The organism is Streptomyces sp. NPDC006368 (assembly GCF_040612535.1).
GTDB lineage: Bacteria > Actinomycetota > Actinomycetes > Streptomycetales > Streptomycetaceae > Streptomyces.
Genome location: NZ_JBEXQK010000022.1, coordinates 33,100 through 53,833, shown reverse-complemented (window position 1 = coordinate 53,833; position 20,734 = coordinate 33,100). Strand labels below are relative to the sequence as shown.

General features: G+C 72.9%; 15 protein-coding genes. 6 read left to right on the top strand and 9 right to left on the bottom strand.

All coding sequences use genetic code 11. The annotated features are described in order from the left end of the window. Window positions 1-55: 55 nt before the first annotated feature. The 3 genes from ABZZ38_RS18185 to ABZZ38_RS18175 all read left to right on the top strand — a co-directional run bounded on the left by ABZZ38_RS18185 (window position 56) and on the right by ABZZ38_RS18175 (window position 4,963). Window positions 56-883 (top strand): TIGR03619 family F420-dependent LLM class oxidoreductase, encoded by an 828-nt coding sequence (locus ABZZ38_RS18185; protein ID WP_356740743.1) that lies wholly within the window; start codon window positions 56-58, stop codon window positions 881-883. 259 nt (window positions 884-1,142) lie between these two features. Further along, on the top strand, window positions 1,143-3,719 hold the full coding sequence (locus ABZZ38_RS18180) for a bifunctional FO biosynthesis protein CofGH (protein ID WP_356740741.1): 2,577 nt from the start codon (window positions 1,143-1,145) through the stop codon (window positions 3,717-3,719). A 122-nt stretch (window positions 3,720-3,841) separates the two neighbouring features. Beyond that, window positions 3,842-4,963, top strand: coding sequence for an ADP-ribosylglycohydrolase family protein (locus ABZZ38_RS18175; protein WP_356740739.1), 1,122 nt, complete (start codon window positions 3,842-3,844; stop codon window positions 4,961-4,963). Here ABZZ38_RS18175 and ABZZ38_RS18170 read toward each other — a convergent pair. From ABZZ38_RS18170 to ABZZ38_RS18155, 4 genes are all read right to left on the bottom strand, one after another. After that, window positions 4,948-6,504: a sodium:solute symporter family protein gene (locus ABZZ38_RS18170; protein WP_356740737.1), complete on the bottom strand. Its 1,557-nt coding sequence runs from the start codon at window positions 6,502-6,504 to the stop codon at window positions 4,948-4,950. The two genes, ABZZ38_RS18175 and ABZZ38_RS18170, sit on opposite strands and share 16 nt — an antisense overlap. Before the next feature lie 435 nt (window positions 6,505-6,939). Beyond that, a complete protein-coding gene (locus ABZZ38_RS18165) occupies window positions 6,940-7,140 on the bottom strand; it encodes a DUF397 domain-containing protein (protein ID WP_356740735.1) in 201 nt (66 codons plus the stop codon). Window positions 7,141-7,315: 175 nt separating this feature from the next. Then, the gene (locus ABZZ38_RS18160; RefSeq protein ID WP_356740733.1) at window positions 7,316-8,173 is read right to left on the bottom strand and encodes a helix-turn-helix transcriptional regulator; all 858 of its coding nucleotides are present in this window, start codon (window positions 8,171-8,173) and stop codon (window positions 7,316-7,318) included. A gap of 192 nt (window positions 8,174-8,365) precedes the next feature. Then, entirely contained in the window at window positions 8,366-9,118 is a 753-nt protein-coding gene (locus ABZZ38_RS18155; protein WP_356740730.1) for a GPP34 family phosphoprotein, read from the bottom strand. 178 nt (window positions 9,119-9,296) lie between these two features. Here ABZZ38_RS18155 and ABZZ38_RS18150 point away from each other — a divergent pair, with 178 nt between their 5' ends. From ABZZ38_RS18150 to ABZZ38_RS18140, 3 genes are all read left to right on the top strand, one after another. Further along, window positions 9,297-11,639 (top strand): D-alanyl-D-alanine carboxypeptidase, encoded by a 2,343-nt coding sequence (locus tag ABZZ38_RS18150; RefSeq protein WP_356740728.1) that lies wholly within the window; start codon window positions 9,297-9,299, stop codon window positions 11,637-11,639. Between the two features lie 234 nt (window positions 11,640-11,873). Further along, entirely contained in the window at window positions 11,874-13,571 is a 1,698-nt protein-coding gene (locus tag ABZZ38_RS18145) for an MFS transporter (protein WP_356740827.1), read from the top strand. Window positions 13,572-13,611: 40 nt separating this feature from the next. Further along, a complete protein-coding gene (locus ABZZ38_RS18140) occupies window positions 13,612-14,274 on the top strand; it encodes an adhesin (RefSeq protein WP_356740726.1) in 663 nt (220 codons plus the stop codon). On the opposite strand, the gene ABZZ38_RS18135 is transcribed toward ABZZ38_RS18140, so the two are convergent. The 5 genes from ABZZ38_RS18135 to ABZZ38_RS18115 all read right to left on the bottom strand — a co-directional run bounded on the left by ABZZ38_RS18135 (window position 14,261) and on the right by ABZZ38_RS18115 (window position 20,336). Next, window positions 14,261-14,785, bottom strand: a complete 525-nt coding sequence (locus ABZZ38_RS18135; RefSeq protein ID WP_356740724.1) for a GNAT family N-acetyltransferase — start codon at window positions 14,783-14,785, stop codon at window positions 14,261-14,263. The genes ABZZ38_RS18140 and ABZZ38_RS18135 overlap by 14 nt on opposite strands. A gap of 27 nt (window positions 14,786-14,812) precedes the next feature. Further along, the gene (locus tag ABZZ38_RS18130; RefSeq protein ID WP_356740722.1) at window positions 14,813-16,123 is read right to left on the bottom strand and encodes a DUF6271 family protein; all 1,311 of its coding nucleotides are present in this window, start codon (window positions 16,121-16,123) and stop codon (window positions 14,813-14,815) included. Then, on the bottom strand, window positions 16,120-17,214 hold the full coding sequence (locus ABZZ38_RS18125) for a phytanoyl-CoA dioxygenase family protein (RefSeq protein WP_356740720.1): 1,095 nt from the start codon (window positions 17,212-17,214) through the stop codon (window positions 16,120-16,122). The genes ABZZ38_RS18130 and ABZZ38_RS18125 overlap by 4 nt, the downstream gene beginning before the upstream one ends. A 252-nt stretch (window positions 17,215-17,466) precedes the next feature. After that, window positions 17,467-18,462, bottom strand: a complete 996-nt coding sequence (locus ABZZ38_RS18120) for a clavaminate synthase family protein (RefSeq protein ID WP_356740718.1) — start codon at window positions 18,460-18,462, stop codon at window positions 17,467-17,469. After that, complete coding sequence (locus ABZZ38_RS18115; protein WP_356740716.1) at window positions 18,459-20,336, bottom strand: WD40 repeat domain-containing protein; 1,878 nt, start codon at window positions 20,334-20,336, stop codon at window positions 18,459-18,461. Before ABZZ38_RS18115 ends, ABZZ38_RS18120 begins: the two co-directional genes overlap by 4 nt. Window positions 20,337-20,734 lie beyond the last annotated feature (398 nt).

The following is a 20,734-nucleotide window of genomic DNA, read 5'->3' as shown; positions in this document are numbered from 1 at the left end:
GCCAACGTACGCCGACGGTCTCGGAAATCACCGCGCCACGCCATACGTTGGCCGTATGCGCATCGCGACCACGATCTTCCTGACCGATCAGACGATCACCCCCGTCCGGCTCGCGCGCGAGTTGGAGCAGCGCGGGTTCGCCGGGTTGTACGTCCCCGAGCACAGCCACATCCCCGTCGAGCGGACCAGCCCCTACCCGGCGGGCGGTGTCCTGCCGCCCGAGTACGGCCGCACCCTGGACGCGTTCGTCGCGCTCGGCCAGGCCGCCGCCGTCACGGAGCGGCTCTCGCTCGGCACCGGGGTCACGCTCGTCGCCCAGCACGACCCGATCGACCTGGCCAAGCGGATCGCCACGCTCGACCACCTCTCCCACGGCCGGTTCACCCTCGGTGTCGGGTACGGCTGGAACCGGGAGGAGGCCGAGGACCACGGTGTCGTCTGGCGGACCCGGCGCGACTGCGTCCGCGACAAGATGGCGCTGATGCGGGCCCTGTGGGCGGAGCGACCCACGGCGTACGACGGCGAGTTCGGCTCGGTGCGCGCCTCCACCGCGCACCCGAAGCCCGTCACGGGCGCGCCCCGCACCCTGCTCGGCGGCGCGGCGGGCCCCAAGCTGTTCGCCGCCATCGCGGAGTACGCGGACGGCTGGCTCCCCGTCGGCGGCCGGGGCCTGACGGAGTCCATGCCGGTGCTGCGCGAGGTGTGGGAGAAGGCGGGCCGCGCCCCGGACACCCTGCGCGTCGTCCCCTACGCCGTCCGCCCGACCCCGGGCAAGCTGGCCCACTTCGCGGAGCTGGGCATCACGGAGGTCGTCCTCCAGCTCCCCCCGTCCCCCGAGCCGGAGGTCCTGCGCACGCTGGACGACTACGCGCAGTACCTGTAGGTGTCAGGCCGTCGCCACGGGTGCGGCACCGCCGACTTCACGCCACGGTTCAGAGGTCACGGCGCGCGGGGAGACACCGGCGCCACGGGGCGGCGAACGATCAACCGGCCGGTGGCCGCGTTGAGTTGAGGGATCTCGCCGGGCGCCTTGCGGGCGGTGCGTGCCGTGTCTTCCGGCGCCGCGGCCCGTGGCGGTCGCGCGCGTGCGGTGGCCAGGAGATCGCTACTTGTCCGCGCCGCGCACTCGTATGCTCGGGTCCATGACCGATGACCAGCACGGACGCCCCACCGAGAACGCGATGCGACGTGCCCTCAGGCGAGCCAGGGACGGGGTGGCCCTGGATGTCGCGGAGGCGGCCGTGCTGTTGCAGGCGCGCGGCGACGACCTGGAGGATCTGGCCGCGTCCGCCGCGCGGGTGCGGGACGCCGGGCTGGAGGCCGCCGGGCGGGGTGGCGTCATCACGTACTCCAAGAGCGTCTTCATCCCGCTGACCCGGCTGTGCCGTGACAAGTGCCACTACTGCACCTTCGCCACCGTGCCCGGCAAGCTGCGGCGGGACGGGCACGGGGCGTTCATGTCGCCCGACGAGGTGCTGGAGGTCGCCCGGCGCGGTGCCGAACTGGGCTGCAAGGAGGCGCTGATCACCCTCGGCGACAAGCCGGAGGACCGCTGGCCCGAGGCGCGGGAGTGGCTCGACGCGCACGGCTACGACGACACCATCGCGTACGTACGGGCCATGGCGATCCGTGTCCTGGAAGAGACCGGGCTGCTGCCGCACCTCAACCCGGGCGTGATGTCGTGGACCGACTTCCAGCGGCTCAAGCCCGTGGCGCCGTCCATGGGCATGATGCTGGAGACGACGGCGACCCGGCTGTGGTCCGAGCCGGGCGGGCCGCACCACGGCTCGCCCGACAAGGAGCCGGCCGTGCGGCTGCGGGTGCTGGAGGACGCGGGCCGCTCCTCGGTGCCGTTCACAAGTGGGTTGCTCATCGGGATCGGCGAGACGTACGAGGAGCGGGCCGAGTCGCTGTTCGCGCTGCGCCGCGTCTCCCGCTCCTACCACGGCATCCAGGAACTCATCATCCAGAACTTCCGCGCCAAGCCGGACACCGCGATGCGCGGCATGCCGGACGCGGAGCTGGACGAGCTGGTCGCCACCGTCGCCGTCGCCCGGCACATCATGGGTCCGTCCGCCTGCCTCCAGGCCCCGCCGAACCTCGTCGACGACGAGTACGGACGGCTCATCGGCGCCGGGATCGACGACTGGGGCGGCGTCTCCCCGGTCACCATCGACCACGTCAACCCGGAGCGGCCGTGGCCCGCGATCGACACGCTCGCCGAGCACTCCGCCGCGGCCGGGTTCGAACTGCGGGAACGACTCTGCGTCTACCCGGAGTTCGTCCGGCGCGGGGAGCCCTGGCTCGACCCCCGGCTGCTGCCGCACGTCCGCGCGCTCGCCGACCCGGAGACGGGCCTCGCGAACCCCGACGCGCCCGTGCGGGGCCTGCCCTGGCAGGAGCCCGACGAGGCGTTCACCGCGTCCGGCCGCACCGACCTGCACCGCGCCATCGACACCGAAGGGCGCACGGGCGACCGCCGGGACGACTTCGACGAGGTGTACGGCGACTGGGAGGCCCTGCGGGAGGCGGCGGCGCCCGGCATGGTGCCGCAGCGGATCGACACCGACGTACGCGAAGCGCTCGCCGTGGCCGGGGACGACCCGACGAAGCTGACCGACGACCAGGCCCTCGCCCTGCTCCACGCGGACGGACCCGCCCTGGACGCGCTGTGCCGCGTCGCCGACGACGTCCGCCGCGACACGGTCGGCGACGACGTCACCTACATCGTCACCCGCAACATCAACTTCACCAACGTCTGCTACACCGGCTGCCGTTTCTGCGCCTTCGCCCAGCGCCGTACGGACGCCGACGCCTACACCCTGTCGCTGGACCAGGTCGCCGACCGCGCCCAGCAGGCGTGGGACGTCGGCGCGGTCGAGGTCTGCATGCAGGGCGGCATCCACCCCGACCTGCCCGGCACGGCCTACTTCGACATCGCCCGCGCCGTCAAGGAGCGGGTCCCCGGCATGCACGTCCACGCCTTCTCGCCCATGGAGGTCGTCAACGGCGCCACCCGCACCGGCCTGTCGGTCCGCGAATGGCTGACGGCGGCGAAGGAGGCCGGCCTGGACTCGATCCCGGGCACGGCCGCCGAGATCCTCGACGACGAGGTGCGCTGGGTCCTCACCAAGGGCAAGCTGCCGACCGCCACCTGGATCGAGGTCGTCACCACCGCCCACGAGCTGGGCATCCGGTCGTCGTCGACGATGATGTACGGGCACGTCGACCAGCCCCGCCACTGGCTGGGCCACCTGCGCACCCTGGCCCGCATCCAGCAGCGGACGGGCGGCTTCACCGAGTTCGTCACCCTCCCCTTCATCCACACCAACGCCCCCGTCTACCTCGCGGGGATCGCCCGGCCCGGCCCGACGATCCGCGACAACCGGGCCGTCACCGCCATGGCCCGCCTCCTCCTCCACCCCCACATCCCCCACATCCAGACCAGCTGGGTCAAGCTGGGCGCGGACGGCGCCGCCGAGATGCTCCGCTCCGGCGCGAACGACCTGGGCGGCACGCTCATGGAGGAGACCATCTCGCGCATGGCGGGCTCCTCCTACGGTTCGTACCGCTCCGTCAAGGACCTCATCGCCATCGCGGACGCGGCCGGCCGCCCGGCCCGCCCCCGCACGACGCTCTACGGCGAGGTCCCGGAGGAACGCCGGCGGGCGGCCGAGGCGTCCGACGGGCACCTGCCGCAGCTGCTGCCCGTCGTGTAGGACGGACCGCGGGAGAACCGGGCGCCCGGCCCGACCCCGGGCGCCCGGCATCCGCTCGCGCCGCACGCGTTCGATTACAGTGCTGCGCCGGGTGTGCATGACAGGACGGGAGGGGGCGCGAGGTGAGTGCAGCAGCCGCGGCTGTCTGGGGCCGGGCCGAGCAGCAGGACTTCCGGTCCCGCGTACGGGGCTGCCTCCTCGGAGCCGCCATCGGCGACGCCCTCGGCGCCGGGGTGTCCACCCTGTCCGTCGAGGCCATCCGCGCGGCGCACGGGCCCGACGGGCTCACCGATCCGGCCCCCGCCTACGGCAGACGCGGCGCCGTCACCTCCGCCACCCAGCTGACCCTCTTCACCGTCGACGGGCTCATCCGCGCCCAGGTGCGCCGCGACACCGGCGCCTGGCACCCGCCCACCGATGTGCACCGCGCGCATCTGCGCTGGGCGGCCACCCAGCGGGACTGGGGCCCCGACGAGCGCCGCAAGGACAACGGGTGGCTCGCCTGCGAGGAGTGGCTGTACGCCCGCCGCGACCCGGCCCGGGCGACGCTCATCGGGCTCGCCGACGAAACCCTCGGCACCCTCGACAAGCCGAAGAACCCGGCCGCCCGCGACGCCGGCGCCCTCGTGCGCTCCGCGCCGTACGGGCTGCTCGTCGGCTGGGAGCCGCAGCTGGTGTGCCAGCTGGCCATCGAGTGCGCCGCCCAGACGCACGGGCACCCCGCCGCGTACCTGGCGGCCGGGGCGCTCGCCGTCATCGTGCATGGCCTGGCCCGCGGCGAGACGGTCGACGGCTCCGTGCAGCGGGCGCTGGCCCTCCTGGCGTCCCGCCCCGGCCACGAGCCGGTCACCGAGGCGCTCAAGCACGCCCTGGGCGCCGTACGCCAGGGCATTCCCAGCCCCGCGCGGATCGCGTCGCTGGGCGACACCGACGGGGAGCACGCCGAGGACGCGCTCGCCATCGCCGTCTACTGCGCGCTCGTCGGCGAGGACGTCCGGCACGGGCTGCGCCTCGCGGTCAACCACGACGGCCCGTCGGAGACGACCGGCTCGCTCACCGGTGCGCTGCTCGGCGCCCTGCACGGCGAGACCGCCCTCCCGCCCGCCTGGCTGGTCGAGCTGGAGGGGCGGCCCACGATCCTGGAGCTGGCGGACGACTTCGCCATGGAGATGACGCAGGGCCCCGCCCTGCACGGCCCCGCCGCCTCCGCGCCGGGCTGGCTGGCCCGCTACCCGAGGGGCTGACGCTCCGCGGCCTCCGGGGGCTCCGGCAGGGCCGCGCCCGCCGCGCCGCCCGCCGGGGAGCCGTCGTCGGAGTGGAGCTTGTCCAGCACGAGGTCCCGCTCCGGGGTGTCCTCCGGCTTGATCAGGCCGATCAGGATGTACAGCACCAGCGAGGTCGCCACCGGCGAGACGATCTGGACCTGCAACTCGATGCCGTCCAGGCCGTAGTTGGTCAGCCAGAAGGCGAACAGGCCGGCCGCCCACGACACCAGCGCCGCCGTCGGCCCGGACTTCCGGAACGCGCGCAGCAGCCCGAGCATGAACGGGATCGCGATGGGCCCCATCAGCCCGGCCACCCACTTGATGACGACCGTGATGATGTCCTTGAAGGCGGGGGAGTTGACCTGGGTGGCGACCGCCATCGACAGCGCGAGGAACGCGACGGTCGACCAGCGCGCGGCCAGCAGCCCGACCCGGTGCGACCAGCCGCGCGCCGCCTTGGAGAGGGCCGGCGCGATGTCCCGGGTGAAGACGGAGGCGATGGCGTTGGCGTCGGACGAGCACATGGCCATGGTGTGCGAGAAGAACCCGACGATGACCAGGCCCAGCAGCCCGTGCGGCAGCAGCTGCCCGGTCATCAGCGCGTACGAGTCGGACGCGTCCGGCTTCTCGGGGGTGATCAGCAGCGGGGCGACCCACATCGGGAAGAACAGCACCAGCGGCCAGATCAGCCACAGCACCGCGGACAGCCGCCCGGAGCGGGTGGCCTCGCGGGCGCTGGGTGTGGCCATGTAGCGCTGGGCCTGGTTCCACATGCCGCCGCTGTACTCGAAGGTCTTGATGAAGAGGTACGCGAGGAGGAACGTCAGCGTGTACGGCCCGGCGGTCGGCGCCGTGTGGCCCTGGAGTTCGGGCCGGTCCCACACGGTCCACAGGGCGCTGACCCCGCCGAGCTCCGCCAGGACGGCGACGAGCATCGCGATGCCCGCGAAGAACTGGATGACGAACTGGCCGAGTTCGGTGAGGGCGTCCGCCCACAGGCCGCCGACCGTGCAGTAGATGCCGGTGATGACACCGGTGATGAGGATGCCCTGGTTGAGCGATATGCCGGTGAAGACGGACAGGAGGGTCGCGATGGCGGCCCACTTCGCGCCCACGTCCACGATTTTCAGCAGCACGCCGGACCAGGCGAGCGCCTGCTGGGTCGGCAGGTTGTAACGATTCTTCAGGTACTCGAGCGGTGAGGCGACATGGAGCCGCGAGCGCAGCCGGTTGAGACGCGGCGCGAAGAGGTGCGCGCCGATGGCGATACCGATGGCGATGGGGAAGGACCAGGTGACGTACGAGGTGACGCCGTAGGTGTACGCGATGCCGGCGTAACCGGTGAACATGACCGCGCTGTAGCCGGACATGTGGTGGGAGATGCCGGACAGCCACCAGGGCATCTTGCCGCCGGCGGTGAAGAAGTCGCTGACGTCGTCGACGCGTTTGTGGGACCAGACGCCGATCGCGACCATCACACCGAAGTAGCCGATGAGCACGGCCCAGTCGAGACTGTTCATGTGCCCCCTCCAGGGGTCCGCCTTGTGAACGTGCGAGGCGCTTCGTCAGTACGTCGCCGAGCGGCGGGCCCCCGTGCGGGAGCGGGGACTGCGGGGATTGAACCGTCTGGCCGCCCGGTCGGTCAAGGCTTCGCCCGGTCACAGATATGAACAGCAGTCAGAAAAGGAAACGATTTTACCCGCTCTTGACCTGTTGGGCCGTTGTCGTGATCGCGGCGGCGCACCCACGATGTGGGGGCACTTCGTCAGGTCCGTACCCACGTGAACGACGCGAACGACCGCACGGGATGCGGGTCCCGTGCGGTCGGTGAAGGGAGGCCGGCCACCTCATCGGCCCGCCCGCGCGGGCGGGCGGACGCCCCCGGACACGACCGAGCCCCCTCGGCCGGGACGGCGGACCAGTCGAGAGGGCTCATACGGTGACGCTTGCCCGGATCAGAGAACTCCCGTGCTCACTTCACGCACGAACGCGTTCCAGGACTCGGGGACGAAGGTGATCGACGGGCCGGCGGGAACCTTGGAGTCCCGCACCGCGATCGCCTGGACGACGGGGGACTTGACCTCCACGCACGCGCCGTTCCCCCCGGAATAGGAGGACTTCGTCCAGGTCTCCGTGGCGCCCTGAATAATGGCCATGTTCTACGCTCCGGTTTCTGACAGAGGTGGTCGAGCTGGCGTGATCGACGCTACTCGTCAGCCGCGGAGCGCGGACCGGTCATTCACTCGACCGGATGGCATATTCAGTGCGGCCCTTCCGGCGAAGGTCGGCGGGGGTGTACCGTACCGGCCTTCATGTCCGGACCGGCGTACATCAGCGTGCGTAGTCCTTCATGACCTCGCCGATGAACTGCCGTGTCTGCTCGACGTTCAGGGCCTGGGCGCGCAGGTGCTCGTACATCACGCTGTACCGCTGCACGTCGTTCGCCTTCTCCAGGTAGAGGTCGCTGGTGACCCCCTCGATGTAGACGACGGACGAGTCGGCGGCGTCCGGGAACTCCAGGATCGCGTAGTGCCCGCTGATGCCCGGATGCGCGCCCATCTCGAACGGCAGCACCTGCACCGTGACGTGCGGCTGCTGCGACTGCTCGACCAGGTGCTCCAACTGCTCGATCATCAGCTGCTTGTCACCGACCACCCGGCGCAGCGCCGCCTCGTCGATCACCGCCCACAGCCGCAGCGGCTGCTCGGCGTCCCGGATCCGCTCCTGGCGGCGCGCCCGGACGTTGACCCGCTTCTCGACGTCGGACGGTGAACTCTCCGGCAGCGCCCCGCTGATCAGCGCCTCCGCGTACCGCCGGGTCTGCAACAGCCCCGGCACGACCTGCGGCTCGTACACACGCAGCGAGGCGGCGTCCGTCTCCAGACCGATGTAGACGCTGTACGGGATGTCGCCGAAGGCGTGCCACCAGCCCTGCTGGCGTGAGTCCTTGGCCATCTGCATCAGCGAATCGACGATACGGTGATCGTCGACCTCGTACACCCCGCACAGGTCGCGGACATCGCGCTGGCTGATGGAGCGGCGGCCGTTCTCAAGGCGGCTGATCTTCGACTGCGAGACGAGCAGCCGCTCCGCCACCTCCTCCGCCGTCATGCCCTTGAGCTCACGCAGTCGCCGCAGCTCCTGGCCCAATCTGCGTCGCCTGACGGTGGGGTTGACGTTGGACGCCACGGAAACTGCACCTCCGGCTGTCTGGCTGTAGCTGGCGTAGCTCTGCGTATCTACTGCTCAGCAGACTGCCACCAAAGCGCCGGGCGCGCTGGAAAATGGCCACACGCGCGGGAAACGCGCCAGCGCGCGGGGCGGTCCTGTGGACTGCCCCGCGCGCTCCGGTGCGGCTCCCGAACGGGTCACCGGGTGCGGTCAGGCGCTGACGACGCGGGCCATGGGTCCGGCGGCCCGTGACCGTGCCTGCATCGGTACGCCGGCGGCCTGCCGGCCGCCACCGCCCGCCGCGGAGGTGCTGGAGGTGCTGCTGCGACGGGGCTGCGCGCCCGCGCCGTTCTGGACGTCCAGCACGGCGTGCGCCACGAGCCCGCCCATGGGGTCGTGCCTGATCAGGTCCCGGAGCCTGGAGCGGGACGACCGCCCCTCATTGCCCGGGTAGAGGTGCTTGCCGAGACCGACCGCGTGGGCCAGCGCGGCAAGCGCCGCGGTCCGCGGGTCCGGCGGTACGCCGGTGCGGATCGCGCTGTCCAGCCGGGCCCTGATCTCCCGGCTGATCGCCGTTTCCGTCGCCTGGTAGCGAGTCGTCGGCAGCACCCCGCACATCTGGCCCTCGACGGCATGCACCATGCCGCACCGTTCCAGATGCGAGAGATACGTCTGGCGCAGCCCCAGCCGGGGCCCGCCGATCCAGTGGACGGCCCGCACCGGACTGCCACGCCTGCGCAGCAGCTCGAGCGCGGAGTCCAGTGTCGGATCTCCGGTCGGCCGTGGCATCACCACGGCGATACGATCCCCGTCCGGGGCTATCCGTCCTGCCAGAGCGAGCTCCACTAGCTGCGCTCCGGCGAGGCCGAGGTCGAGCGACTGCGGCTGCGCTGTGGTACCCGTGGCCGGGTCCAGAGCGAGCAGCAGAAGCTCTTCCGGAAGTGTTCTGCGGCTCCTGCCCATCCATGCCTCCCCGCGTGGATGAATGACAGGGTGACCCCTCTCACATTGGTCTGTCGAGAGTGCCTGGGTGCTTCGTACGGGAACCGGTAGGTATGTCGTTCTCGTCTTGCACCCGGGCCAAGGGCTCACACAGGACACTGGTACATGGTTCGGACAACGCGTTTTTGAAGGAGGCACGGTGGCGGGCGAGTCCCCCGGCAAGTCGGAGCAGCAGAAGTCGTCGGGGGAGACGGCTTCGAGCGAACGCGACCCGAGGGTTGCCGTGCGGCGGGGCGACGGGCCGGTCGTCGACCAGCCGACGGCGATCTTCCGGGCGCTTCCGCGCCCCGCCTCGGTCGCGCCGACGATGACGCCGGAGGCCTCCGCGGAGGCGGGGGAGCCGGCGGACGACTTGGGCGGCTCGGACGGTTCCGGCGGTTCCGCGGAAGCCTCCGACGGTCCGGTCGTTCCCGAGGACGGCGCCGTGGACGACGGTGACGCGGCCGTTTCCGGCGTCGCGTCCGGGAAGGGTGACCGCGACGCGGAGTCGTCGCGGGACGGGGACGCCCGGCTGCGGGCGGCGGTCGCCGCCTGGGTGGCCGACGAGGCCCCGACCCGTACGCCCGACAGCGGACCCGTGACCGAGGACACCGAGGACGACAGGGGCGTCAAGGGCGCCGCGAACGCCGTGGGCGCCAGGGATGCCGCGGGCGCCGGGGACGCCGAGGCCGTCGCCGAGGCCGTCGAGGATGTGCAGGGCCTCGCGGGCGCCAGGGGTGCGAAGGACGCCGCCGGCGCCAAGGGCGCCGAGGGCACGGACGGCGGAACCGCCCCGAAGGGCGACGACGCGCCCGTCGATCAGCCCACCGCCGTCTTCACGGCGATTCCGCGCAAGGCCGTGGACCAGCCGACGACCGCGCTGAAGGCGATCGCGCCCCGGACGGAGCCGGCGCCCGCCAAGCCCGCCCCCGCGCCCGCCGCCAAGCCGGCGCCCGCCAAGCCCGCGCCCGCCGCCAAGCCGGTACCCGCCCCCGCCTCCGAGCCGGCCCCCGAGTCGCCCGCCGAGCGGACCAGCAAGTTCGTCCCCCTGCGCCCGGACGACGTGCGCCCGGCCACGAAGCCGGCCCCGGCGGCCGGCCCGCGGCCCGCGCCGGCCTCCCCCGCCCCGGAGGCCTCGCAGCCCCGGGCCACCGCCGCCGCCACGCCCGCGTCCCTCACCGAGCCCGAGCGGACGAAGCAGCAGCCGCTGCCGCCCCGCCCGCCGCTGGACCTGCTCGCCGAGCTGACGAACACGCCGCCCCCGCCGGAGACACCTGTCCGTACGTTCGTGCGGCGGGTCAAGATCTGGACGCCGCTCGTCGTCCTCCTCGCGATCGTCTTTGCGATCGTGCAGCTCGTGCGTCCGCTCCCGGCCCCCACGCTGGCCCTCGCCTCCTCGTCCACGTACACCTTCGAGGGCGGCGAGCTCAAGATGCCGTGGCCCGGTGAGGGGCAGGGCGCGGTGGAGGTCGACGGGGTCGGCGTGATCGGCACGTACGGGGAGATCAAGCCCGCGCCCATCGCGAGTGTCGCGAAGACGATGACCGCGTACGTGATCCTCAAGGAGCACCCGATCACGGGCAAGGAGACGGGCCCCAAGATCGAGGTCGACGACATCGCGGAGAAGGAGGGCAGCCACGCGGACGAGTCGAAGGCGGCGGTGAAGAAGGGGGAGAAGTACACCGAGAAGCAGATGCTTCAGATGCTGATGATCCCTTCCGCGAACAACATCGCCCGTCTCCTCGCCCGCTGGGACTCCCCGTCCGAGGCCGAGTTCGTCAAGAAGATGAACGCCACGGCCAAGGAGCTCGGCATGACGAACACGACGTACACGGACCCGAGCGGCCTCAACTCCACCACCGTGTCGACGGCGGTCGACCAGCTGAAGCTGGCGAAGGCCGCCATGAAGAACGACGTGTTCCGGGAGATCGTGAACTCGCCGAACGCGACCATCCCCGGCTCCGTCGGCCGGATGGAGAACAACAACACCATCCTCCTCAAGCCGGGCGTGAGCGGCATCAAGACCGGCTCGTCCACCCCCGCCGGCGGCAACCTGCTCTGGGCGGCCAACACCGTCGTCGACGGCAAGGAGCGGCGGATCGTCGGCATGGTGATGGGCGCGCAGAACGCCGCCCTGCTCCACGACAAGCTGACGCTCGCCATAGAGACGTACAGCTACGACCTCATCAAGGCGGCGCAGGACCGCGTCACCTCCGCCACCGTCGTCAAGAAGGGCGAGGTCGTCGGGTACGTCGACGACGGTCTCGGCGGCCGTACCCCGGTGGTGGCGACGAAGGACCTGAGGCCGGTGGGCTGGCCGGGCCTGAAGGTCGACCTGGAGCTCGCCGCCGGCGGGAAGACCCTGCCGCACGCCGCGAAGGCCGGCACCGTGGTCGGTGAGATCTCGGTCGGTCAGGGCACGGGCAAGGCCGGTGTCCCGGTCGCCCTCCAGCGCGACCTCGTGGAACCGGGAGTCGGCGACAAGCTGACCCGTCTGGGCTGACGCACCACAGGGGCGTCCCGGATCTCCCGGGGCGCCCCTCGTGTTAGCGTCCGGGCAACTGCCGGGCGCGTGGACGGCGTCCTCGCAGGCGAGCAGATGACGACGGGGCGCGGGGGACGACGCAGAGAACAGAGAGCCGCAGTGACCACCACCGAGCCGACACGCGCGGAGAACGACGCCCCCGCCGCCGGGGCGCGAATAAGAGTGCCGTCACCCCCGCCACCCCCCTCCCGCGTGCCGCCGCACCGGCACCCGGTCGCCGTCGCCACGGCCCTCGCCGCGCTCACCCACATCGTGTGGTTCCTGCTGTTCGCGAACAGCGGCGGCGACCTCGCCGCGCAGGACGCGTGGGCCGAGTTCGTCGGGCGGCATCCCGACTCGGCGTACAACCTGGCCTGGTACGGCGGGATGCACCCGGTCTCGTACAGCGTGGTCTCGCCGTACCTGATGTCGCTGCTCGGCGTGCGCACGACGATGATGATCGCCGGTACCGCGTCCGCCGCCCTGACCGCGCTGATCCTGGTCCGGGTGCGCGCGGTGCGCAATCCGATGGCGTGCGCGCTGGCCGCCGTGTTCACGCTGCTGTGCAACGCGCTGTCCGGCCGGGTGACCTTCGGCCTGGGCATGATGTTCGCGCTGGGCGCGGTGGCGGCGGTGTTCTGCTGGCCGTACCGCTGGCGCGGGAAGCGGTGGGCGAAGGCCGCGGTGGCGGCGCCGCTCGCCGGGCTGGCGACCGCCGCGAGCCCGGTCGCGGGGCTGTTCCTCGGGGTGGCGGCGGCGGCGCTGTTCCTCAACAAGCGGCGCCCCGGGGCGTACGCGCTCGGACTCGCGCCGGTCGCGGTCGTCGCCGTCTCGTCCTGGCTGTTCCCGTTCTCCGGTACGCAGCCGATGTCGTTCGGGTCGACGCTGCTGCCGTTCCTCTTCGGCGTCCTGGTCCTCGTCCTCGTACCGCGCGACTGGCGGACCGTGCGCACGGGCGCGGCGGTGTACGCCCTGGGCACGCTGCTGACGTGGATCGTCGACTCGCAGATCGGGTCGAACGTGTCGCGGCTGCCGATGCTCTTCGCGGGTGTGGTCCTGCTCGCGGCGCTGCCCTGGACGGCACCGCGCACGCTCAGGTGGTACGCGCTCGTCGTGGCGTTCGTCGGTCTCAACGGGTGGGTCGGCTTCAAGAGCGCCGACGACGTCATCCGCACCGCCCCGGACGCGGCGTGGGCGCGTGAGGCGGCGCCGCTGATCAACCAGCTGCAGAAGCTGGGCGCGGAGAAGGCCCGGGTGGAGGTGGTGCCGGCGCGCAGCCACCGTGAGGCGTCGGCGCTCACCCCGTACATCAACCTCGCCCGGGGCTGGAACCGCCAGGCGGACATGGAACGCAACCCGATCTTCTACGACGACACGCTCAACTCGGCGACCTACCGCGACTGGCTGCACCGGTGGGCCGTGCACTACGTGGTGCTGCCCAAGGGCGAACCGGACACCGGCGCCGAGCAGGAGGCGAAGCTGGTGGAGGGCGGCCTGCCGTATCTGAAGCCGGTGTGGGCGGACGAGAACTGGCGGCTGCTGGCGGTCGAGGACCCGACGCCGCTGGCCGACCCGCCGGCGACGGTGGACCGGGCGGGCGCGGGCGAGGTGACGATCCGGGTGAAGTCGGCGGGCCGGGTGCTGATCCGGGTGCCGTACTCGCCCTGGCTGGCGCTTCTGGACGAGGAGGGCAGGAAGGTGGAGCCCCCGCAGGAGACGGAGGAGTCCAAGGCGCGCGAGGAGGGGCCCAAGTCCTTCCTCAACCTGGACGGCTGCCTGGTGAAGGCGGAGGAGGACGCGGAGGGCGACGAGTGGACGGAACTGGTCGCGCCGAAGCCGGGGGTGTACCGGCTGGCCGCCCCGTACAAGATCTTCCCACGGGGCACTCCCTGCCCGGAGGAACTCGACTGACCCTCCCGTTACCGAGGGTGACGCTGCATAGTGGTCCGCTATGGCGAGCGAACGCACCACGCTGACGGCGGTGTTGGGGGCGGCGGCATGCTGCCTGATGGCCGGGTGCGCCCCGTCCCCACCGGTCGCGGACGACCGGGCGGCGCCGCCGCAGCGCAGCCTCCCGTCCCGCATCGCCCCGACGGGCGCCCCCGCGTACAAGGCCTGGGCCGGGCCGGGTTGCACGAGCGACACCGTCTACCGCGAAGCGGGCCGCTTCGAGAACGGCGACGCGGCCTGGTACACGGTCCCCTCCGGCGGCCACCGCGACGAGGTGTGCGACGGCCGGTTCACCGCCCTCCCCATGTCGGGCAGCCCCACCCGCGACGGCACCTCCACGGTGACCTGGTCCTGGCCGGTCGGCACCTCCTACGAACGCTGCGCCCTGGCGGTGTACGTCCCGAAGGGCCCGCGCGACATCGATGTCGCGGGCGACCCGACGGTCTACCGCGTCCTCGCGGACCCCGACGACCCCGCGTCCGCGTACGCCGCCTTCGGCGTCCGCCAGCCCCGCCACCGCGGCACCCTCCTCCAGGTGGGCACCTACCCGGTCAGGTCCCCGGTCTTCACCGTCCACCTGACGGACCGCGGGCGCGACTGGGGCGCCGAGTCCCTGGTGGGGGCGCACCACGCGGCGGCGCAGCTGCGCCTCACCTGCCGGTGAGGACGGGCCGGGAGGCGCGCACCGGCGCGGACATGTAGCGGGCGCCGGTGCCGTAACTCGCGGGGAGCGCCACCTCGTCGTGGGGGCGGTAACCGTGGGCGGCCCAGAAGGGCGCGCTGCCCCCCACGGAGACCAGCGAGATCCGCTCGTACCCCCGCGCCCCGGCCGTCGCGGTGAGGTGGCGCAGGAGCAGCCGGCCCAGGCCCCGGCCGCGCAGCTCCGGCGCGATGACGATGTCGTGCAGGTGCAGGTTGCGCGAGTCGAAGGTGGTGTCCTCCCCACGGGACAGATCCGGGTACCGGAACAGCGGGTACGGCAGGGCCAGGACGTACCCCGCGGTGCGCGGCCCGGCGTCCAGGACGAAACAGGTGCCCGGGGAGGCGAGCGCCCGGGACCGCAGGGCCTCCCCGTCCTCCGACAGGCCGCTGTCGGCGTACGCGCCGGCCTCCAGCGCGAGGACGGCGTTCCAGTCGCGGCCGGAGAGGCGGCGAATGCGTATGTCGTGCGTCATGCGTCCCCCTGTACGTCGCCGCCCCGGCTACCGGCGCGGGCCGTGCGTGCCCGTGTCCCGGCTCGCGTCGACGAGCGGTTCCCACGCCTCGATGAGCAGCGCGAAGTCGTCCATGTCGGCCTGGGCCTCGTCGAGCAGCCGCTCCCGGAGCGGGACCAGCCGGTCGGCGAACGCGGCGTACCGGCCGCCGAGTTTCCGGTAGGAGCGGTCGACGGTCTCCAGCCGCCACACGTTCTCCGCCCTGTCCAGGCCGGTGCTCTCCCTGACGTACCCGGTGATCGCGGACGCGCGGACCCGGTGCCGGGAGTCCAGCAGCGCCTCGCCGGCCTCGGCCATCCGGCGGTAGACGTCGTTGAAGTACAGCATCGACAGGAAGAACTTGGTCAACCGCAGCTGGTAGGCGGCGAACCCGGGCCCGGTCCTCCGCTCCCCGGTGTAGAAGTTCACGATGTCGCGGTTGTGCAGGACGCCGGGGAGCGTGGCGTCGTGCGCCAGGTGGATGAGGAAGTAGTCGCTGCCGATGGTGTCGGTCGCGGGCGGGAGGGGCACCTGCTCGTGGACCCCGTGGAAGCTGATGTTGCACATGTCCAGCCGCATCGGGTCGACCAGGGCCAGCGTCGAGCGGTCCCCGTTGAACGGCTCGGTGCCGGCACCGGTGAACGACTCCTCGACCAGCTGCCGCTTCTGCTCGGCCGGCCACTCGGCGGGCGCCCAGAGGCTCACCACGTCGTGGTACACGCCGGGGTCGCGCCGCCGTATGTCGCCGATGTCCACGGACAGTTCACCGACGAAGGAGCCCCCCACGAGCACCACCGGCTTGTGCGCGTGTTCCGGGGCCAGTGTCGACGCCGACACGCCGGGGAGCGCGTCGGCCGCCCGCTTCCCCAGGAACGTCAGCTCCTGGTGGACGGGGAAGACGGGCTCACCGGCCACGACCTGGTAGCGGCTGTCCGAGTCCCTTCGGTGGACCGAGGCGCAGCCCAGCGCGCCGCCCAGCAGGAAGGCGCGGTTGGTGCAGGCGCCGTACGACGGCGCGGCGGGCAGCATCAGGTCGAGGACCAGGTCCGGTTTGGCGACACCGGCCCGGTGGATCACCCGCCTGAGGAAGTCCCGCTGTTCCGCCTCGCCGAGGTGGTGCGGGACGACGCCCGGGGCCGGTCCGGTCGCATCGAGCACCGCGGCGTGCTCCGCGAACGCCCGCTCGCCGGAGGAGTCGAGGACCAGCAGGTGCACCTCGACGCCGAAGCGGCGGGCCGCGTACGCCGCCTCCTCGGCCACGGCGGACAGCGTGGCCGCGCACGCCCTGTTCGTGGGCAGGGCCAGACAGATCCTCCTCATGCGGCCTCTCCGGCGGTCGCTGCGGCTGCCCGCTCCGGCGGTGCGGGGCGGCGCTCCTCGCTCCGCTCACTCCAGGACGTGAGCCCCAGCAGCCGGGCGCCGAGCTCGTTGAGCGTGGCCGGGCCGTAGCGCAGCGACTCGTGGCGTACCGCGTCCCCGACGAGCGTCGCGTTCCAGTCCGGCGTGGTCAGCCGGCGCCAGGACTCCACCCGGGACCGCTTCAGCTCCTCGTGCGTCTCCAGGGCGGGCATCATCGAGAGGTACTGGACCGCCCGTACGCCGTCCCGCGACGTGTTGCGCGCCACCCCGTGGGCGAGCAGCCCGTTCCAGATCAGGAGGTCACCGGCGCGCAGTTCCGGCCGTACGACGGGGAACTCGTCGCGGTCGACGGCGGGCCTGATCGGGTCGCGGTCCGGCGGCTGGAGCGCCTTCCACCGGTCGAACCGGCGGAACAGCTCCGGCGCGCACTGGAAGCCGCCCAGCTCCGGGCGGGTGTCGTTCAGCGCGATGATCCCCTGCACCCGCTGCGGCGGGACGGCGAGGCTGGTGTCGACGTCCCAGTGGAGCTCGATGTCGAACCCCTTGTCCGTGGGGGCGATCAGCGCGCGGTCGCGGTTCCCGACGTTCGGGGGGTTGAGGTTGAGGCGGTCCAGCGTCACCCAGAGCTCCTCGCAGTCCCACACGTCGACGAACGCGTCGTAGACCCGCCGCGTCTGGCGGCTGTCCCAGATGAGCTGGTGGTGGTACGCCTCGACGAACCCGTAGACGTGCAGCTCCCGGTCCAGGTCCGTGCGGAACGGCCGGTCCTCGTACCAGGTCTCCGGCCGGTCCGGGTCGAGACCCTGGAAGTCCCAGGCGAACTCCAGCAGCCGGGCGGCGGCCGAGGCGGGGATCGCCTCCCTGACCACGACGTAGCCGAAGGTCTGCCAGAAGGCGAAGTCCTCCTCGGACAGGACACGCAGCTCCCGGGTCTTCTTCAGGTCCCGCAGGGGGGTCCGCGCCAGGTACGTCTCGCCGTCCGAGCTGAAATAGGGGATGTCCGAGGATGCCCGATGCGGGTGGCGGTCAGGCGTCGGCGTGCGATCACTCATGCGATCACTCCAGGGCGTGGGTGGGGGGTCTTCGACCGGTACGCGCGGGTGCCGCGGGTGACCGCGGGCCGCGGGTGGACGTGCGTGTGTATCGGGGCCCGTTCTCGGCCGGGTGCGGGGCGGGCCTGCGGCAGGTGCCCTGCACTTGGCCGGCCGGTGCCGTGCCCCGCCGCGGACCGGGCGGGCTCACCGCCCGGGACCGCCGCGGCGGCCGGTCCGCCGCCCCACGGGCGACGGACCGGCGCGGGCCCGTCAGTTGCTCAGGACGTAGCCGTCGTCGGGGCGGTGGTCGCGCGAGCGGCGCAGGTCGGCGAGGGCGAAGCTGCGCAGCAGCCAGCGGTCGCACCCGTCGTAGCGCGGCCGGAAGGCCGTCCGGCCGTGCGTGGTCACCCGGTTGTCCACGATCGCCAGGTCCCCGGGAGCCAGCAGCACCGTGTGCGCGACCGCGCTGAGCGCCGCCTCCAGCTCGATGAGCGCCTCGCGCGCCCCGGGCGTCACCCCGGTGGTGGCGGAGAAGTCCACCCGCAGGTCCGGGTCCCGGGCGTCACCCGTGAGCAGGGGGCGCGGCGGGGCGGGCTCGGCCACGGACCCGAACGAGGGCGGTGGTTGGGTGCTGAACTCCGGACGCGCCAGCAGCGCCCGCGTCCGCTCCGGCAGCCTCGGCAGCGCCGCGCGGATCGACGCGGTGCGCAGCCCCGCCGTGCCGTCGTGGTCGGGGCGCAGGCACAGCAGCATCACGAAGTCCGGACGGTGCGGGTGGAAGGCGTTCTCGATGTGGAACGACAGCAGCGTGGAGCCCGCGTTCCCCTCGAAGTCCTCCTTGCCCGGCACCGGCACGACGTCCTGCACCAGGGCGCCCGACTTCTCCGGGGCGTACGCGGCCGGGTCACCCAGGCCGCCCGCAGCGGTCATCAGCAGGGCCGCGGCCGGGACCGTCGCCTCCCGGCGGACGGAGCCGTCGGCCATGGGGGTGGGCGGCAGCCGGTCGGCGTCCACCGGGATCCCCTTGACGAGCAGCACCCCGGCCTCGCCCGAGTCCCGGCGGAAGCCGCGTACGGCCTCCCGCAGCGTCAGGGGCATCTCCTCCCAGGCGCCACGGGCCGCCGCGACCAGGTCAGGGTCGTCCAGCCGGCCGCCCGCGACCCCGCACACCCGCTGTGCGGCGCGCCGCACGGCCTCGGTGGCGGCGTCGGACAGGTCGACCGTGACCGGCGCCGTGGGCGCCGACGACGCGAGGCGCAGGCTCATCGGGTCCCTCCCCGGACGTGCCAGTCCACGGCGAGCTCCGACGGCCGCGGCGTCCGCTCCTCGGGCGCAGGAGCCCAGGCGAACACCTTGCCGTCCCAGGACGCGGTGACGGCCTCGTCCCCGAGCCAGGCCACCGCGCTCACCGCGCTGCCGTGGCCGGTGAGGACCTGGCTGCGGACCGGGGCGAGGCTCTCGGGGTCCAGCACCCACAGCCGGGCGGTGAAGTCGTACGAACCGGTGACGATGACCGGCTCCCCGCCGGGGTGCCAGGCGGCGCACTTGACCGACTCGTCGTGGCCGACGAGGACCTGGAGCAGCTCACCGGTCTCCAGGTCGTGGATCCGGGTGGTGCGGTCGCGGGAGACGGTGGCGAGCAGCGCACGGCCCGCCACCGTGGTCACGGAGCCCCCGTTGATGAGTTCGCCGTGCCCGCCGAAGGAGCGGATCAACTCGCCCCGCGCGGTGATCAGATGGGCCGTCCGGTCCGTCGAGTACGTGACCAGCCGGTCGTCGTCCACCCAGGACACGTCCTTGACGGCGCCCGCGTGGCCCTCGTAGTGGACCTCGGGCACCAGCTCGCCGCCCGTCCAGGCGTAGAGGTCGAGCCCGCCCTCGTAGTCGGCGACCGCCAGCCGCCGGCCGTCGGGCGCCCACGCGGTCCGGTTGACCGGGTGCTCCCGCTCGACGTGCGCCAGGTCGCGTCCGGTGGTGGCGTCGGCGACCCCCACCCGCCCGGAGAACGCCCCGTAGGCCACGAGGCCGGGCAGGGCGGCGGAGACGGCCACCGCGTTGACGAGGCTGCCGTTCCCGACCGGGACGACGGTGGCGGTGGCGTCACGGCGCGGCCACACGCGGACGGTGCCGTTGTCGCAGCCCGCGGCGAGCACCCCGCCGTCGGCCGAGACGTGGTTGACGCCGTAGGTCGCCGTGGACGGCTCCAGCGTGATCTCCCGCACCTCGGTGGGCAGGTCACCGGCCGAGACGGCGGGTACGTCGATCACCGCGGGCCGTGCGGAGAAGGTGCCCGCGATCACCGTGGTGCCGTCCGGGGACCAGTCCAGCGAACGCGGCCACAGGTGCGGGCCGTACCAGCGGACCAGCGGGCGGCAGTCGGCGACGTTCCAGAGGGTGATCGTGCTGTCGTACGCACCGACGACGAGCAGCGATCCGTCCTGGGACCAGGCCACCGACTTCACGGCGGCGGTGTACGGCCCGACCTTGGTGACCAGTTCGCCGTCGGTGCGCACGATGTGCACGTAGCCGTCGTCGCAGCTCGCGGCGAGCAGGGTGCCGTCCGGGGACCAGCGGCACATCTCGGCGTGCCCGGCCTGGGGCAGGTCGCGCAGCAGCGAACCGTCGGTGTTCCAGAGGCGGATGGCCGAGTCCTCGCCGCAGCTGGCGAGGATACCCGTGGGGGAGGCGTCGACCGACATGCAGTGGTCGGCGTGGAAGATCACACCGTCCGCGATGACGCCGGTGCGGATGTCCCAGATGCGGCCCGTGCCGTCCTGCGAGACGGTGACCACGTGGTCCTCGTCCAGCCACGCCAGGGCGTTGATGTCGTCGGGCTGCCGGGCGAGGAGCTGTACCTGGCGGCCCGTGGCGACGTCCCAGATCCGGCACGTCTTGTCGGCGGAGCCGCTGGCCAGCAGGCGGCCGGAGGGCGAGAAACGCACGCCGTTGACGAGCCGCTCATGGCGGCCGACCCACCGGGGGGCGGTGCCGGAGCGGTCCCAGAGGGCCACCCGGCCGTCGTATCCGGCGCTGGCGAACTGGGTGCCGTCGGGGCTGAACGCCACGGAGGTCTGCGGGGAGGCGTGGACGGAGGAGCCGTCGGCGGGGGAGTCGGGCTGGAATACCTCTACGGTTCGCATGGTCTTCTCAATCTCTCGACAGGGATATCGGTTGAGAGGGGCCGAAGTCCGGGCCGGAACGGACCCGGTGCGGTGGCCAGGCCCATGGGGCCCTCGTCCGGCCGCCGGCGCGGCACCGGCCGGGGCCGGCGTCGCAGTGGTCGGTGGTGGCGTGGCATTGGTCGGTGGCGGTCGGGGCGGGGCCGGCGCGGCACGGGCTGGTGGCGGTCCGGGCGCGTCGGGGTCGGGGCCGGTGTGGCAACGGTCGGGGCGGGTCGGGTGGTTGGGGAGGCGGTGGTGGCGGGAGCCGCCGGGATCGGGCGGGGATCGGGGAGCCACCGGGGCCCCGGGGGGCCGCCGGGGGGCGGGGTCGGTCGGGCCGAGCGGGGGTCGGTCGGGGGCGGTCGGGTCGGTCGGGA

Bases quoted from the DNA above. Each gene is read 5' to 3' on its own strand.
- ABZZ38_RS18180 (WP_356740741.1), top strand. From the start codon at position 1,143: ATGACCGATGACCAGCACGGACGCCCCACCGAGAACGCGATGCGACGT.
- ABZZ38_RS18120 (WP_356740718.1), bottom strand. From the start codon at position 18,462: ATGAGCCTGCGCCTCGCGTCGTCGGCGCCCACGGCGCCGGTCACGGTC.
- ABZZ38_RS18170 (WP_356740737.1), bottom strand. From the start codon at position 6,504: ATGAACAGTCTCGACTGGGCCGTGCTCATCGGCTACTTCGGTGTGATG.
- ABZZ38_RS18185 (WP_356740743.1), top strand. From the start codon at position 56: ATGCGCATCGCGACCACGATCTTCCTGACCGATCAGACGATCACCCCC.
- ABZZ38_RS18165 (WP_356740735.1), bottom strand. From the start codon at position 7,140: ATGGCCATTATTCAGGGCGCCACGGAGACCTGGACGAAGTCCTCCTAT.
- ABZZ38_RS18155 (WP_356740730.1), bottom strand. From the start codon at position 9,118: ATGGGCAGGAGCCGCAGAACACTTCCGGAAGAGCTTCTGCTGCTCGCT.
- ABZZ38_RS18140 (WP_356740726.1), top strand. From the start codon at position 13,612: ATGGCGAGCGAACGCACCACGCTGACGGCGGTGTTGGGGGCGGCGGCA.
- ABZZ38_RS18115 (WP_356740716.1), bottom strand. From the start codon at position 20,336: ATGCGAACCGTAGAGGTATTCCAGCCCGACTCCCCCGCCGACGGCTCC.
- ABZZ38_RS18125 (WP_356740720.1), bottom strand. From the start codon at position 17,214: ATGAGTGATCGCACGCCGACGCCTGACCGCCACCCGCATCGGGCATCC.
- ABZZ38_RS18130 (WP_356740722.1), bottom strand. From the start codon at position 16,123: ATGAGGAGGATCTGTCTGGCCCTGCCCACGAACAGGGCGTGCGCGGCC.
- ABZZ38_RS18135 (WP_356740724.1), bottom strand. From the start codon at position 14,785: ATGACGCACGACATACGCATTCGCCGCCTCTCCGGCCGCGACTGGAAC.